The following is a 16,522-nucleotide window of genomic DNA, read 5'->3' on the forward strand; positions in this document are numbered from 1 at the left end:
TGGCGAACATGCTCCCCTCCCTGATGCAGGCGGTGGCGCTGATCGCCGGCGCGCCGGATGAGGTTGCGTCCGCGCAGGCGCCGGCGCCCGAGGCTGCTCCCGCTCCGGAAGCCGTCGAACTGCCCGCGCAGGGTCAGTCGATCGACGGCCGCCGCCGGCCCGGCGCGCAGGCCGAACTGCCCGCGCCGATCATCCAGAATAATGTCGGGGCGGTAGCCCCGCCCCCGCCCGAGGCGTTTAACAGCGACGAATTTCCGGTGCCCGATCGCTGGCGTCTGGCCAAGGCGCTGTGCCCGGACAAGGGCTTCATCGGCATCCAGAATGTCTGCCATTCGCGCTGGGATCCCTATCACCAGAATTTCCTGAAGGGCGATCGCCCGATTGCCAAGGACAAGATCCCGTCCTGGCTGCCGATCCACGGCGACGACTGGTTCTTCATCCTGTCGGGAATCTCCGACACGATCGTCGAGCCGCGCAACTTCCCGACCCCGGCGAGCCGGCAGATCGTCGAGCGCCCGCAACAGAATGGCGTGTTCGGGCGCGGCGAAAGCCTGGTCGCGGCCCAGACCTTCATCGGATCGGTCGCGCTCATCAAAGGATCGACCGCGTATAAGCCGCCAGATATCGAGTATCGCCTGACACTGGCCTTCAACGTCAACTACGTGAACGTGCAGGAACGTCGCGTCCTGAATGTCGAGCCGTCGAAGAAGACCCACCGCACCGACCAGTTCGTTGGTGTGCAGGAACTCTTCATCGACAAGCACCTCGGCAACAAGTCGGATCATTACGATTTCGATTCGCTGCGCATCGGCATCCAGCCCTTCCAGGCGGATTTCCGCGGCTTCCTGTTCAACGACAACCAGTTGGGCATCCGCCTGTTCGGCAACCGCGACAACAACCGCTTCCAATATAATCTGGCGGCGATCTGGCGGCTCGAGAAGGACACGAACAGCGGCCTGAACGACGTCACGACGATGCCGCGCGACGATTTCGTCCTGTTCGGCAACATGTTCCTGCAGGATTTCCCGATCGCGGGCATGACCTCGCTCGTCTCGGCAACCGCGAACATCAATCGCGAGAACGACATCAAGGTCGACGACAACGGCTTCCCGATCGTCCCCGTGCTGCTGGGCGATCTGAAGCCACGCAAGTACGAAGCCTATTATCTCGGCTATTCGGTCGATGGCCGGCTGAACCGGTTCAACCTGTCGGCCAGCGTCTATGGCCTGCTCGGCCGTGACAGCCACAATCTGTTCACGGCGCGGGAATCGAAGGTGCGCGGCTTCTTCGGCGCGGCGGAATTGAGCTACGACATCGATTGGATGCGCTTCAAGCTGTCGGGCCTCTACGCCAGCGGCGACAAGAAGCCGTATAACAACACCGAAACCGGTTTCGACGCGATCTTCGAGAACCCGGTCTTCGCAGGCGCCGACACCAGCTACTGGATCCGCCAGTCGATCCCTTTTGCGGGCGGTGGGCGCGTGGTGAACGTCAGCCAGCGCAACGGCCTGCTCAACGATCTGCGATCGTCGAAGGATCAGGGCCAGTCGAACTTCAACAATCCGGGCACGATCCTGGCCGGCGTCGGCGCGGATCTCGATGTGCTGCCGCAGCTGCGCATCTCGCCGCAACTCAATCGGCTGTGGTTCGCGACCACCGAGACGCTGAAGGCGCTGCGCGTCGAGGACAGCATTCCCAAGTCTATCGGCTGGGATCTGTCGACCGCGATCGTTTACCGGCCCGCAATGGTGCAGAATGCGGTGTTCCGCCTGTCGGGCGCGGTGCTCGATCCGGGCAAGGGTTTCAAGGATCTCTTCACCAACTCGAAGGGCCAGAAGCGTTATTATTCTGTGCTTTTCAATGCGATCCTGACGTTTTGAGGGGTTAGATGCGAACTTTGGGGCGACAGGGACTGGTAGCTTGGGCGGCGCGATGCGTGGTCGCGCTGTCGGCGTGCCTGACTTTGTTCGCAACCGCACCGCTGACCGCGAACGAGGGCGAGAAGCCCGTCGCGCGCGATTACAGCCTGGTCCGCGTCGGGCCTGCCCCCCGCACCCAGTTCTGGGAAGATCATGACGGCGTTCAGGGCGCCGACGCCAAGAATGCCGGCTGCATGTCCTGCCACACGCAGAGCGACCGCAAGACCATGCACGACAGCCAGGCGGTGGTGCTGAGCTGCACCGACTGCCATGGCGGCAACAACAAGATTTCGGGCGATCCCAGCAAGGGGCCGAACGACCCCACCTACGTCGCCGCGCGCGATCAGGCGCACGTCCTGCCGCGTTATCCGATCGCGTGGCGCTGGCCCTCGTCGGCCAATCCGAAACGCAGCTACACGCTGCTGAACAAGGAATCGGCTGAATATATCCGCTTCGTGAACCCGTCCGACTATCGGGTGGCGCGCGATGCGTGCGGCGCGTGCCATATGGAGATCATCACGGCAGCCGAACGATCGCTAATGGCGACAGGCGCGATGCTGTGGGGCGGTGCGGCCTATAATAACGGTATTTTGCCGTATAAGAATTACAGCTTCGGTGAGGCGTACACCGCGCGTGGCGAACCCGCGATCCTGAAGTCGCCGGGCGTCGGCACCGCGATCGGAACCGTCACGCCCGAACAGAAGGCGCGCGGCGCCCTGCCCATCTTCTATCCGCTGCCGACCTGGCACGTCATTCCGCCGGCCGACATCTTCCGGGTGTTCGAACGCGGCGGCCGCGTGATCAGCAGCCAGTTCTCCGAAATCGGCCTGCCCAATCCGTCGGGCAGCATCCAGCGCCTCGAGGAGCCCGGCCGGCCCGACCTGAAACAGTCGAACCGCGGCCCCGGCACCGGCCTGCGCACTGCAATCCCCGTGCTCAACATCCACAAGACGCGTCTCAACGATCCGTTCATGTGGTTCTTGGGCACCAACGACCAGCCCGGCGATTATCGCCATTCGGGCTGCGCGGGCTGCCACGTCGTCTATGCGAACGATCGCGAGCCGACCCACAGCCTGATCTACGCCAAATATGGCCGCGACGGACAGACCGCGACGGTCGATCCGACGATCCGCGACCTCGTCGAGCGCCCCGAACTCGATCATCACGAGGGCGGTGGCCATGGCGGCGCTGCCGAGCATGGCGCCAAAGGTGGTCATGAAGACGATGCCCATGCGTCGGCCAAAGGCCATGAGCCGGCCGAGAAGGGCCACGGCAACGTCACGGCGCACGGCGATCACGCGACGCCCGCACACCCGGTCGGCGCGGTGAAGGAGAAGGGTCACCCGATCCAGCACGCCTTCACGCGCGCCATCCCAACCGCGCAGTGCATGAATTGCCACATGCACCAGCCCAACATCTTCCTGAACAGCTATCTCGGCTACACGATGTGGGACTATGAGTCCGACGCGCCGTTGATGTGGCCGGCCAAGCAGAAATATCCGACCGCGGCCGAGCGTTTCGCGGTGATCGATCGCAACCCGGAGGCCGCGGCCGCGATCGGCAAATGGTCCGACGTCGATTTCCTGCGCCGCGTCTATGACGACGTGAATCCGAAGGCCAAGGATACGCAGTTCGCCGACTATCACGGCCACGGCTGGAACTTCCGCGCGATCTACAAGCGCGATCGCGATGGCAATCTGCTCGATGCCTGGGGCAAGATGTCGACGAACGGGACCGAGACGGCCCACATCATTGATCCGAACGATCCGGAGAAATTCCGCAAGCACGGCATGGGCGAATTCGCCCCCGTCGGCGAGCAGAAGGGCAAGGCGGTCCACATGATGGACATCCATGCCGAAAAGGGCATGCAGTGCGCCGATTGCCACTTCGCGCAGGACAGCCACGGAAGCGGCTTCATGTATGGCGAAGTCGCCAACGCGATCGAGATCGGGTGTAAGGACTGCCACGGCACCGCCGACGCGTTGCCCACCCTGCTGACCTCGGGTCCGGCTGCGCGTCCGGGCGGCACCAACCTCGCCCTCCTGCGCAACCCCGACGGCAAGCGCCGCTTCGAGTGGGTGACCGAGGCGGGTGGCGAACGCACCCTGATCCAGCGTTCGCTGGTCGATCCCAAGATCGAGTGGAAGGTTTCGCTGGTCGCCCAGTCGGTCGATCGCGGCAGCAGCCACTTCAATCCGCTCGCCGCCCGCGCCAAGCTGGTGTCGAAGCTCGGCGCGCAGACCGGCAAATTCGATTGGGGTCCGGGCGTTCCCAAGTCGGAGCGCGCGCATACCGAAGACAATATGGCCTGCTTCACCTGCCACCTGTCGTGGACCACGTCGTGCGGCGGCTGCCACCTGCCGATCGAGGCGAACTGGAAGACGACCGGCCACAAATATGACGGCATCGAAAGCCGCAACTTCGCGACCTACAACCCGCAGGTCGCGCGCGATGAGATGTTCCAGATCGGCCGGCATCAGACCACGAAGGGCAATATCGTCGCCCCGATCCGCTCCACCTCGGCGCTGGTCCTCTCGTCGACCAACATCAACCGCGAGCGCATCTATATCCAGCAGCCGCCCATCTCGTCGGCGGGCTATTCGAGCCAGGCCTTCGCCCCGCACTTCCCGCATACCGTGCGCAAGACCGAGACGAAGACCTGCACCGACTGCCATCTCAGCGCGAATGACGACAACAATGCCGTCATGGCGCAGCTGATGGTGCTGGGCACCAACTTCGTGAACTTCGTCGGCATGAACGCCTGGACCGGGCTGGAACATGGCATCGAGGCGGTGCGCGTGACCGAATGGAGCGAGCCGCAGGCCGTGATCGGCAGCTACCTGCATAAGTACGCCTATCCCGACTGGTATAAGGCGCATCAGGACCATAATCGCGAGCTGATCGAGTGGAAGCGCGGCACCCGCTTCGGCGACAAATTCTCGGGCGAGGATGACTCGATCGAGGAGTTCGCCAACACCACGCATCCGACCCCCGATGCAGCACGCTGCCTGCAGCTGCGCGGCGAATATATCTTCACCGCGCAGGGGCGTGGCGGGTTCGAGGTCTATGACGTCGCGTCGATCGCCAACAAGGGCACGTCGCAGCGCATCCTGACCGCGCCCTTCTCCCCGCTCGGCCACAACACCACGGTCAAGTCGAAGAACGCGACCTGCATGGCGCTGCCCACCGGCCAGGCGATCAGCACCCAGCGCAACGATCAGATCACGAAGTTCTACCCCGAGAACCAGGAACAGAAGATGGCGGAGCTGTATCGCTACGCCTTCGTCACGGACTCGGAAGAAGGGCTGATCGTCGTCAATGTCGAAACGCTGGCCGATGGCGATCCGCGCAACAACTTCCTGAAGCGTTCGGCGACCTGGAACGATGGCAACGTGCTCAAGGGTGCGCGCCACATCACGATCGGCGGCAACTATGCCTATATCGCGGCGGATGCGGGCATGGTCGTGGTCGACATCAGCGATCCGATCCGGCCGAAGCTGGCCGCGACGGTGCCGCTGCGCGACGCCCGCGCCTCGGCGCTCCAGTTCCGCTATCTGTGGGTGACGACCGCCGAGGGGCTGCAACTCATCGACGTGACGCATCTCGACAAGCCGGTGCTGACCCCGGCGGTCTTCCCGCTGGCCGATGCGCGCCGCGTCTATCTGGCGCGCACCTATGCCTATGTCGCGGCGAAGAATGACGGCCTCGTCATCGTCGACATCCGCAAGCCGCTGGCGCCGCAGCTGTACATGAAGGTCGGCTTCGACGGTAAGCTGAACGATGCCGAGGACGTGATCGTCGGCACCACCAACGCCTCGCTCTTCGCTTATGTCGCGGACGGGCGGAACGGCCTGAAGGTGATCCAGCTGACCAGCCCGGACAGCCAGCCCAATTTCTACGGCTTCTCGCCCGCGCCCAAGCCCGAACTGATCGCCTGGGTCAAGACCACCTCCCCCGCACTCGCTTTGTCGAAGGGTCTCGATCGCGATCGCGGCGTCGACGAAAGCGGCAACCAGATCGCGATCTTCGGCCGCTTGGGTTCACGCCCGTTCCACCGCAGCGAGATGGAAAAGCTGTTCCTCGACAGCCGCGGCGTCCCGTGGAAGGTCAGCGACACGCCGACCTTCGCGGACTGGCTCCCGGCGAAGGCTAGCGGATCGGCGACCGCGCGGCGGCGGTGACGAAGTCGCTGGCGATGATAGCCCGATGTATGGCCGTCGCATGGGCCTGTATTGCCGGTAATGGCGCGTTGGCAGGCCCGTTTCCTCCCATTGCGTTCACAGCGATGGGCTATTCTGAAGTATCGATCGATACTCTAGAAGGTACACCTAACTTCGAAAGCAGGCGGCTCGATCCCGGCGGTTTCTTGCAGGTGTCGGCAGATTTCAACGTTGACGGCGTTATCGACGAAGCCCGCATCCTGGTGAATGCCCGCGAGCAGAGCGCGCGGGTAGTTGCGGTGATCCAGTCGCCGACAAAGATCGATACCTATGTCTTGGCAACCATACCCTTAAGCGCCGTAGCGAAGATCGGCATACGTCTCGCTCCGCCGGCGTCTTACAAGTTGGCCTGCTCTGGCTGCGCTGGTCAGCGTATTGTTACAAGTCGAGCAGGTATCGTTATCTTCGAGTTCGGCGGCGAAGCTCGGCTGGAAACACACCCAAGCGACAATCTCGATGACAACTTTGTCAGCGCGGCGATCGATCCTAGCGCGGCGTCGTAATCACGCCCGCGGGTGCGCGTTGCGATACACGTCCATCAGATGCGCCGCATCGACGCCCGTATAGACCTGCGTCGAGGACAGGCTCGCATGGCCGAGCAGTTCCTGGAGCGAACGCAGATCAGCCCCCCGCCCCAACAGGTGCGTCGCGAAGCTGTGGCGGAGAGCGTGGGGGGTGGTGCGGCCGTCCAGACCTAACCGAACACGCGCGGCGCGGACGGCACGGCGGATGAGGTCGGGGGCGAGCGGGCCGCCCTTGGCGCCGCGGAACAGGATTTCGTTATCGGCATAGCCATAGGGGCAGAGCGCGGCATAACGCTCGACCGCCTCGCGCACCGGCGGGAGCAAAGGCACGATCCGCGTCTTGCCGCGCTTGCCCGTCACCGACAGACGATCGCCCAGCGGCAGCGCGTCGCCGGTCAGGCCCACCGCCTCGCCGATGCGCAGGCCCGCGCCGTAGAGCAGCAGCAGCACCGCCTCATCGCGTGCGGCGATCCAAGGTTCGGCGGCGCTTTCGGCCGCATCCTCGGCGATCGCGGCGATATCCGCGGGGGTGACGGGGCGCGGCACGCCCTTCTTGATGCGCGGTCCCTTCACGCGCGCCTTGCCGCCCGCAAAGTCGAGGAAGGCGCGCACGGCGGAAAGCTCCCGCGCGGCGGAGACGTTCGCAAGCCCCTCCCCACGCCGCTCGGCCAGGAAGGCACGCAGATCGCCCTTATCGAGCCCCGCGATCAGATCGCCATCGATGATCTGTCCACGATGCCGGCCGAGGAATGCGATCAGCCGATGCGCGGTCGCCGCATAAGCGCGGACGGTGTGTTCGGAACGCCGCCGGTCGCGGCGCAAATGATCGGCCCATTCGGCGGCCACGAGGCGCGCCGGATGAACGTCTAATGTCGGCCCTCTGGACGATTTTTTCAAATCGCCCATCATGCCTTGTCCTTTGTTGGTCGCATTTTCCGAGGAAAATGCTTCAGGGAAGCAGCCACCGCCCGATCATGCGCGAAAGCATCGCGCCGAGGAAGCCCAGCAATTCGGAACCCGCGCGCGTATCGAAACCCTGCGGACGACGCTGGCCGAGCGCGAGGACGCCACCGGGCAGCGGCGCTTCGGCGGTCAGGCGGATCAAAGCCTCGGCGCGGATCAGTTCGGAAGCCGGGCCGAACAACGGATGACCGCGCTCGACTCCGCGCATCACCACGCCTTCGATATCGGCCACCGACTTCTCGACGATGCGACGTTCGACGAACTGCATCCCCGAAGCATCGGCGCGCAGCCCCTTGTCGCCAGCGAACAAAGCGACCGACACGGCATCGAGTCCGAGAATGTCGGGCCACAACTGCGTCACGATGTGGATGAGATGATCGAGGCCGTTGGCGTCGGTCGCGGCGATCACCGCCTGATGGATAGACGAGACCGCACCCGAATGGCCGCGCGCAAAGGCGATCAGATCCTGATTCGCCTCCTCCACCTCCGCGACCCTGCGCCGCATCGAGGCCACCGCCCCGCCCTCGAAATCGATCACGCTTCCCATGAGGGCGGATTCTACGCCGGAATGGTTAACAGGCAATGGCTTAACGGTGACGTCGATTGATAGGGGGGATCGCGTGGCGAAGGTGCAACGCTCGCTACACCCTTCGTCATTGCGAGCGTAGCGTAGCGAAGCAATCCACTCCGAACTGCGGAATGGATTGCCGCGTCGCCTCCGGCTCCTCGCAATGACGAAGAGAACCAACGGAGCCGCAGGCTCCGCAAGGCCGAACGGCCGCCGCGCCTTATTGGCGCGAAGCCAAGGCGGGCGGATGCCCGCCGCCCGGCGTCTGAGGGCTAAATCAAAGAATCGACTGACCGGTCTTGGCCCAATCGGCCATGAAGCCGGCAATGCCCTTCTCGGTCAGCGGATGGTTGAACAGCGCCTTGATGACGGAGGGCGGCGCGGTCATCACGTCGGCGCCGATCTTGGCCGCCTGCAGGATATGAACGGGGTGGCGGACGCTCGCGACCAGGATTTCGGTGCCGAAATCGTAATTATCGTAGATCTGGCGGATGTCGGCGATCAGATCCATGCCGTCGAAACCGATATCATCGTGACGACCGACGAAGGGCGAGATGAAGGCCGCGCCCGCCTTGCCGGCCAGCAGCGCCTGGTTCGCCGAGAAGCAGAGCGTGACGTTGACCATCGTGCCGTCATCCGACAGCGCCTTGCAGGTCTTGAGCCCGTCGATCGTCAGCGGCACCTTGATGCAGACATTGTCGGCGATCTTCCGGAGAACTTCGGCTTCCTTCATCATCGTCGCGTGATCGAGCGCGACCACCTCGGCCGAAACGGGCCCGTCGGTGAGATCGCAGATCTCGGCAATGACTTCGACGAACTTGCGGCCCGACTTGGCGATCAGCGAAGGATTGGTGGTCACGCCATCAAGCAGCCCGGTGGCTGCCATTTCGGCGATGTCTGTGGTGTCGGCCGTGTCGACGAAGAACTTCATATATGCCTCCAGGATGCGAATCTGCGCGCGCTATAGGGCAGCACGGCCTTACGGCAAAGCGGGGTAGCCGCCGCCGATGATGATCGTCTCCCCGGTGATGAAGCTCGCCTGATCGGAGCAGAAGAACAGGAAGGCGTTGACGATATCCTCGCGCCGCCCCTGCCGCTTGATCAGCTGCATCTGGTTGATCAGCGCGTCGCGATGATGCTGGGGCAGTTCGGCCATCACAGATTCCGAATCCACCATGCCCGGTGCGATGCCGACGACGCGGATATTGTCGGGCGCCAGTTCCCCCGCCATCGCCGAAGTCAGGCCACGCACCGCCAGTTTCGACACGCCATAGGCGCTCAGCCCGATATAGGCATTGATGCTGGCGAGATTGACGACCACGCCCCCGCCCCGCCGCTGCATGGACGGTTGCGCCGCCGCGACCGCATTGACGATGCCGACGACATTGACGTCGAGCATGTCGCGCCACTTCGCGATATCGAGCTTCAGCGTCGGCTGCCCATAAGTAAAATTGTGGAGCGCCGCGCAGTTGATCAGGACATCGACCCCGCCGAACGCCGCATCCGCCGCCGCGACGCACGCATCGATCGCCTCACGATCGCGCACGTCCACCCGCACCGCGATCGCACGCCCCAGATCGGCGGCCAGCGCCGTCGCCCGGTCGATATCGAGATCGGCGATCACCGCCGCCGCCCCTTCCTGAACGAAGCCGCGCGCCGCCGCCTCGCCAATGCCCTGCGCGCCACCCGTGATCATCACGGTCTTGCCCGAATATCGCATCACCCCTCCTCGGCCTTTATAACCGAGACATCATCGTTTTTCTGCCGAACGGCAAGATCAGGAGGTGGTGCGCGTCGCGCTTTCGATCGGGCGGGCGTTTCGCGGCGCCTTGAGCCACGCCTCGACGGCGCCGGTCCAGACGGCATAACCACGCGCGTTCATGTGGAGGCCGTCGAGGCCGAACAGGCCCGCGTCAGGCTTGCCTTCCTTGGTCAGCATCGCGCTCGCGACATCAAGATAGTCGAAGCCCGCGGCCTGCCCTGCCCGCGCGGCCATCGCGCGGTTGACCTCGACCATCTCGTCCCAAAGCTCCCAGCGGCTCGGGCTGGGCTTCATCGACAGATAGACGATGCGAGCATTGGGCTCGTCCGCGCGAATACGGGCCAGCAGCTTGCTGACATCACGGATGACCTGCACGGGTTCGGCGCCGGCGGCGATGTCATTCTCACCGACATAAACGACGACGGTGGCCGGATCGTGATCCCCCACCACCTGTTCGTAATAATGGAGTACGTCGGGCGTCGTCGCGCCGCCGAAGCCGCGGTTGAGCGCGGTATGGCTGGGGAAGCTGTGCGAGATATCCCACAGGCGGATGCTCGAACTACCGACGAACATCGTCTCGTCGGCCATCGCATCGAACTGGGCATCGGCGCGCTCGAACGCTTTGATCTCGGTCGCAAAACGCGCGAAGGGATCGGCAGGCGGCGAAATCGTGATGCCAGGCGCGGGCGGCACATCGGGAGCGGCGGCCTGCGCAGCCACCGTCATCAGTCCTGCAATCGCCAGCCCTGCAAGAAGCCGCTCGATCATCGCCTCACCCTGTTGGATGTTGGGCTTATAGCGGGTTTCGAAGGTTGAAACAGTATCGTCGTGAACACTTCCCAACCCTCAATCCTCCCCCGGCCAGAGGAGGTGGCGCCGAAGGCGACGGAGGGGGAGGACACGAAACGCTAGTTGGTCTTCGCCCTCCCCCTCCGTCAGCTAAAGCTGACACCTCCCCTGGCGGGGGAGGATTGCGTGGCTACTCCGCCGCCAGCAGTTGCTCGGCGCCGCCCAAATCGACCGACACGAGGCGACTAACCCCGCGTTCGACCATCGTCACCCCGAACAGGCGGTGCATGCGGCTCATCGTCACCGCATTGTGGGTGACGATCAGGTAGCGGGTGTCGGTTTCCTGCGTCATCGCGATCAGCAGGTCACAGAAGCGCTCAATATTGGCGTCGTCGAGCGGCGCATCGACCTCGTCAAGGACGCAGATCGGCGCGGGATTGGTGAGGAACAGGGCGAAGATCAAGGCAACCGCGGTCAGCGCCTGCTCACCGCCCGACAGCAAGGTCAGCGAGCCGAGCTTCTTGCCTGGCGGCTGCGCCATGATCTCGAGGCCGGCCTCAAGTGGATCATCGCTGTCGATCAAAGCCAGATGCGCCTCGCCGCCCGCGAACAGAGTCGTGAACAGGCGACGAAAATGCTGGTCGACCGCTTCGAACGCGGCAAGCAGGCGGGTGCGGCCCTCGCGGTTGAGGCTGCCAATCGATCCGCGCAGGCGATGGATGGCTTCCTGCAATTCGTCGCGCTCGACCGCGCTCGTGGCCTGAGTGGCTTCGAGTTCGGCGAGTTCGGTTTCGGCGACGAGATTGACCGGGCCGATCCGCTCGCGGTCGAGCGTCAGCCGGTCGAGTCGCGCGGATTCGGTTGGGCCGTCGGCGACATCGGAGCTCGCAAAGCCCAGCTTTTCGGGGAGGACAGGCGCGGGGCATTCGAAGCGCTCGCCCGAAATGCGGCCCATCTCGACCCGGCGCAGCTCCTGATTTTCGGCGCGTGCCTGCGCGCCCGCGCGCTGTTCGCGCGCTTCGGCAAGGCGTTCGCCCGCCTGCGCGGCCGCGGCTTCGGACGTGCGCAGCTGCGCATCCGCCGCACGCTCCGCTTCGGCAGTATTTTTATAGGCTTGCTCGGCGTTGCTCGAATCCGATCGAAGCTTTTCGATCAGGCCGTTCAACGCTTCGGGTCGTCCTTCCAGGCTCCTGCTCTCGGTCTCGATCGCGGTGGCGCGGGCGTCCATTTCGGCAATCCGGCCGGCGGCATCGCCCGCGCGCGCCTTCCAGCTTTTCGCCTCGGCGCGCGCCGCCTGCTGGCGCTGGGCGTCGGCCGACGCCGCCTGCGCGATCGTCATCGATGCGCCCCGCGCTTCGAACAGAGTCGACCGCGCAGCCTCCGCACCGGCACGCAAACGCTCCGCCTCGGCGCGCGACTTTTCGCCGTCCGGCAGCGCCAGCATCGCGGCCATCGCGGCCTCGACCGCCTGCCCTGCCTCGCTGGCTTCCGCCTTCGCACGCCCCTCTCGGTCACCAAGCGCCGAACGTTGGGCGGCGAGGCGCTCGATCGCGGCCGTCGCCTGATCCTCGTCACGGATCGCACCGCGCTGGGCATTTTCGGCGCGCGACAGATCGGCGCGGCCTGCATCGATTGCGGTCTTTGCTGCGCCGATCTTCCCGCCCGCCGCAGCCAGCGCAGCCTGCGCGGATTCCAGCGCCTCGCGCGCGGCCGGAAGCGCGGCGTTGAGTTCATCGAGACGGTTGATCCGCAGCAGCCTCTCGGCCGCCGCCGCGCCCGCCTCCAGCGCGACAAAACCGTCCCATCGGCGCATCTTCCCGTCGCGCGTGACGAGCCGCTGGCCGGTCGCGAGAGACATCGCGCCGTCATCTGTATCGACGACGCCGATCTGCGAGAGCCGGCGCGCCAGTTCGGCCGGTGCCGCAACGTGCGTGGCAAGCGGATCGACACCGGCAGGCAGCGCCGGATCATCGGCAGCATCTGCACCGATCCAGCGCAAAGCCCCTTCCCCCCCGACAGGTGCTTCGAGGTCGTCGCCCAGCGCGGCCGCGAGCGCATGTTCGTAGCCCGGATCAACGCGCAGGCGATCGAGAACGCGATGCCCGCCGCCGCCCGAACCCAATGCTTTCTCCAAAGAGCGCGCTTCGGATTCGAGCGTTGCGAGGCCCGCTCGCGCGGCGCCGCCAACTTCCTCGGCTGTATCGCGCTCGGCAGCGGCCGTGGCGCGGGCTTCCTCGCCCTGTGCCACGGCCGCGAGGGCGGCAGCGATGGCGCGTTCGGACGACTGGCGCGCTTCGATCGCGGCGTCACGGCGCGCGATGAGCGGCGCTTCGCCACCAAGCCCTTCGATCTCACGCAACACCCGGTTCAGTTCGGCCTGCGCGCGATCGTGACGCGCGCGCATCGCGGCGACATTTGCCTGGGCGACGCGCAGATCGGCCTGTTCGGCGGCGTGCGCGGCCTGCGCCTTGGCGACCGCGAGCTCGGCCTCACGCGCCATCGCCTCGGCATCACGGACCTGCGCATCGACCGATGCCTGCCGCGCGTGCGATTCGGCGAGCCGCTGGGTCAGCGTCTTGTCCTCCTCGGCGAGCGCCGAGAGCGCGGCGGCCGCATCGATCGCGAGCCGGTCCTCACGCGCCCGATCGCGCGCCAGCGTTTCGCGCTGCTGCCCGATCTCGGCGATCCGCCGCACCACGCCGTCGCGCTCGCCTGACAGTGAAGCGAGCCGATGCGCGAGTTCGGTCGACCGATCGCGCGCCGCCTGTGCCGCCGCCCGCGCATCGGCAACTGCGGTCACGGCCAACGCCTGCTTTGCGGCAGTATCGCGCTGGGCCTCCGCAGCCTCGGTGACTTTGGCCTCGGCTGCCTGCGCTTCCTTCTTCGCCGCCTCAGCCGCCGCCGCCGCGTCGCGCCACCGCGAGAAGATGAGCCGCCCTTCGGCGAGCCGGATTTGCTCACTCAACGCGCGATAGCGTTCCGCCTGCCGCGCCTGCCGCCGCAGGGTGGACGTCCGCGCCTCCATGTCGGACAATATTTCGTCGAGCCGCGCGAGGTTCGTCTCGGTCGCGCGCAATTTCTGCTCGGCATCCTTGCGGCGGACGTGAAGGCCGGCGATGCCTGCCGCCTCCTCAAGCATCTGGCGCCGCTCATGCGGCTTGGCGGCGATGACGGCGGCAATGCGCCCCTGACTGACGAGAGCTGGCGAATGCGCGCCGGTCGCGGCGTCGGCGAACATCAGGCCGACATCCTTCGCGCGCACGTCGCGCCCGTTCATGCGATAGGCGGAACCCGCGCCACGCTCGATCCGGCGGGTGACCTCGACCTCGCGATCCTGGTCGTCGGTCGCGTCGGGGCGTTCTGTGAAGATCGTGACTTCGGCAAAATCGCGCGACGGGCGGGTCGCCGTGCCCGCGAAGATCACATCTTCCATGCCGCCGCCGCGCAGCGACTTGGGGCTCGCCTCCCCCATCACCCACCGAATGGCTTCGAGCAGGTTGGATTTGCCGCAGCCATTGGGGCCGACGATACCCGTCAGCCCGCGTTCGATGATCAGCTCGGCCGGCTCGACGAAGCTCTTGAAACCCGAAAGGCGAAGCTTCCTGATCCTCATCGCGGCCGGTCTGGCGTCTCCTTAGCGGGCCGCTGCGCGCAGCTTGGGTTCAAGGCCGGGCCAGTCATAGACCTGGTCCTGCTTCACCCCGTTGATGAAGAAGCTGGGCGTGCCATCGACCTTGTCGGTGTTCACGCCATAATCGCGGATCTTGAGCAGTTCATCGAGCGCCTTCTTGTCGGTGAGGCAGCCGTTGATCTTGTCCGCGGGTACGCCGTGCGTCTTGAAGAACTCGTCGAGGCCGGTGAGCGTCACCAGTTGCTCGAACTGCTGGCCCTGCGGCAGCGTGCCGAGCTGGCGCAGCTTAGCTTCGTCGACCGAGTTGAACTTGCCGATCCATTGGGTCTGGCTGGCGTAAAGCTGATCGACCATCGCAAAGAACGGCTCCGGCCCCTGGCAGCGAGCGACCAGGGTGGCCGCGACGTCGAGCGGGTTCATCACGAAGTTTCGATATTCCCAGCTGACCTTGCCGGTCTTCACGAATTCGTTGCGCAGCGGCTCGCCCGCCGCCTTGGTGAAGTCGCGGCAGTGCGGGCAGGTGATCGACGCATATTCGACCAGTTTCACCGGCGCGTCGGGATTGCCCATGCGGAAGCCGCCTTCGGGAGTCTTGGCCGTGGTGAGCGTCCAATCCTGGCCAGAATACGGCGCTGCTGCCGACGCTGCGGGGGCGGTGGCGTTGCCGAGCGGCGCCTGCGCCTCATCGGCCTTCTTCTGGCAAGCTGCCGTCGCCAGCGCCAGAACCATCGCCGTCGCGGCCAGATACGTCTTCATCGCTACATCAACTCCAGGGGAACGCGAATATCGTGGGACAGGTGTAAACGCCCGCGCGAAGCGTGCAAGAGTGGGCTTAGCCGAGCGCGGCCTTGATCTTCGCTTCGAGCGCAGACCAACTGGCGATCGATCCGAGCATTTCGCCATTCAGCCGAAAGGCGGGCGTGCCGGGGATCGATTCCTTATTCCACGCGCGATCGGCCATGTCCTCCAGCGCCTTCTGCCCCTTGGGATCGGCCAGACAGGCATTGAAGCGCGCCGGCGCCATGCCGCGCTTGGCGAAATAGCTGTCGAAGCCCGCAGCCTTGGCGACGAACTGCATCTTGGCGGCCGGCGCCATGGTTTCGAAGGCGGGATCGTTCGACGCCGCCATCGCCTTTTCGAACCAAACGGCCTGCGTCGCGAACAGCCCCTCGATCGACGGCAGATAGGCGTTACGCGGCTGGCAGCGGATCAGCATCGATCCGGCAAAGTCATAGCCATCGCGCACCGCGTGGCGGATTTCCAGGCTGACCAGCCCCTTGGCGATATAGTCGCGCTTAAGCGGCGCCATCGCCTCCCCCGCCATATGCGCGCAATGCGGGCAGGTGAGCGACAGATATTCGACCAGCTTCACCTTCGCCGCCGGATTGCCGATCACATAGGCGCCCTCGGGCGTTATGTTGACCGTATCGACCCAGTTCGCCGCTTTGGCGGGAGCAGGCTTCTTCGCCACCGTCGCGGCGGTGGAGGCCGCCGGCAGCAGCGCCAGGAGCAGGATGCCCGCGATCAGCCGCTTCTTCACTTGGCCTCGTCTCCTTTGATCGCTTCGCCCTTATCGATGATCGGTGCGCCTGTCGTCGCCGACAATGCGCCCGCAAGCGATGCGAGGCATGCGCGCAGTTCGGGGTCGCCCACGGTTCGCAGACTGTCGCCCAGGTCGATGGCGGCGGGCTGGATACCCGGAATACGCAGCGATGGCGGTGCCTTGCGAATGGCGGCGGGCGGCACGCCCTGCCGGATCGCGACGCGAGCGACGGCCGCATAGCCGAAAAAGCGATTCACCCGCTCCATGATCTCGGGCAGCACATGCTGCATCATCGGCCCATGCGCGCCCTGCACCTCCAGCGTCAGCATTCCGCCGTCGCGCTTGCCCTGCGGGAAACGGATCGATTCGGGGGTGGAGACGGCGGCGTAGCGCGGGCCGACGATCTCGGCCCAACGGCTGACGACCGAGCTCTGAACGAATCCGAACCGGCGAAACGCCGCGCGGCCGACGTCAGGCAGCATGTCCGCCACCGAACGCGCAGCCCCGCCGCGCGGGCGTTCATACACCTTGGCCGCCGGTTTAGCCGCCTTGGTTTTCGCCTTCGCAGGCTTTTGCACGCCGTCCGTTTCGCTCATGGGGCGT

The 16,522-nt window shown here is 65.3% G+C and carries 12 protein-coding genes; 3 read left to right on the top strand and 9 right to left on the bottom strand.

All coding sequences use genetic code 11. From position 1 onward, the window contains the following. The first annotated feature begins 8 nt into the window (after nt 1–8). Genes FYJ91_RS18520 through FYJ91_RS18530 form a run of 3 tightly spaced genes read left to right on the top strand, consistent with a single transcriptional unit; the run spans nt 9 to nt 6,642 of the window. Nucleotides 9–1,880: a hypothetical protein gene (locus tag FYJ91_RS18520; RefSeq protein WP_425474074.1), complete on the top strand. Its 1,872-nt coding sequence runs from the start codon at nt 9–11 to the stop codon at nt 1,878–1,880. A gap of 8 nt (nt 1,881–1,888) precedes the next feature. Then, nucleotides 1,889–6,100: a multiheme c-type cytochrome gene (locus FYJ91_RS18525; protein ID WP_149523822.1), complete on the top strand. Its 4,212-nt coding sequence runs from the start codon at nt 1,889–1,891 to the stop codon at nt 6,098–6,100. A 29-nt stretch (nt 6,101–6,129) separates the two neighbouring features. Beyond that, nucleotides 6,130–6,642 (top strand): hypothetical protein, encoded by a 513-nt coding sequence (locus FYJ91_RS18530; protein ID WP_149523823.1) that lies wholly within the window; start codon nt 6,130–6,132, stop codon nt 6,640–6,642. Here FYJ91_RS18530 and FYJ91_RS18535 read toward each other — a convergent pair whose 3' ends face one another. The 9 genes from FYJ91_RS18535 to FYJ91_RS18575 form a co-directional block, all read right to left on the bottom strand. After that, nucleotides 6,643–7,572 (bottom strand): tyrosine recombinase XerC, encoded by a 930-nt coding sequence (locus FYJ91_RS18535; RefSeq protein WP_246152734.1) that lies wholly within the window; start codon nt 7,570–7,572, stop codon nt 6,643–6,645. A 40-nt stretch (nt 7,573–7,612) separates the two neighbouring features. Beyond that, entirely contained in the window at nt 7,613–8,173 is a 561-nt protein-coding gene (locus FYJ91_RS18540; protein ID WP_127743825.1) for a DUF484 family protein, read from the bottom strand. A gap of 298 nt (nt 8,174–8,471) precedes the next feature. After that, entirely contained in the window at nt 8,472–9,125 is a 654-nt protein-coding gene (gene fsa, locus FYJ91_RS18545; RefSeq protein WP_149523824.1) for a fructose-6-phosphate aldolase, read from the bottom strand. Nucleotides 9,126–9,173: 48 nt separating this feature from the next. Beyond that, the gene (locus FYJ91_RS18550) at nt 9,174–9,914 is read right to left on the bottom strand and encodes an SDR family NAD(P)-dependent oxidoreductase (protein ID WP_149523825.1); all 741 of its coding nucleotides are present in this window, start codon (nt 9,912–9,914) and stop codon (nt 9,174–9,176) included. Nucleotides 9,915–9,971: 57 nt separating this feature from the next. Continuing rightward, nucleotides 9,972–10,799, bottom strand: a complete 828-nt coding sequence (locus tag FYJ91_RS18555) for a GDSL-type esterase/lipase family protein (protein ID WP_246152735.1) — start codon at nt 10,797–10,799, stop codon at nt 9,972–9,974. Nucleotides 10,800–10,935: 136 nt separating this feature from the next. Continuing rightward, nucleotides 10,936–14,358, bottom strand: a complete 3,423-nt coding sequence (gene smc, locus FYJ91_RS18560) for a chromosome segregation protein SMC (protein WP_149523826.1) — start codon at nt 14,356–14,358, stop codon at nt 10,936–10,938. Nucleotides 14,359–14,379: 21 nt separating this feature from the next. After that, complete coding sequence (locus tag FYJ91_RS18565; protein WP_149523827.1) at nt 14,380–15,132, bottom strand: thioredoxin domain-containing protein; 753 nt, start codon at nt 15,130–15,132, stop codon at nt 14,380–14,382. A gap of 76 nt (nt 15,133–15,208) precedes the next feature. Next, nucleotides 15,209–15,916, bottom strand: coding sequence for a DsbA family protein (locus FYJ91_RS18570; RefSeq protein WP_149523828.1), 708 nt, complete (start codon nt 15,914–15,916; stop codon nt 15,209–15,211). Further along, entirely contained in the window at nt 15,913–16,515 is a 603-nt protein-coding gene (locus FYJ91_RS18575; protein WP_149523829.1) for a DUF721 domain-containing protein, read from the bottom strand. The genes FYJ91_RS18570 and FYJ91_RS18575 overlap by 4 nt, the downstream gene beginning before the upstream one ends. Between the last annotated feature and the right edge of the window lie 7 nt (nt 16,516–16,522).

It is taken from the genome of Sphingomonas montanisoli (genome assembly GCF_008274695.1).
Lineage (GTDB): Bacteria > Pseudomonadota > Alphaproteobacteria > Sphingomonadales > Sphingomonadaceae > Rhizorhabdus > Rhizorhabdus montanisoli.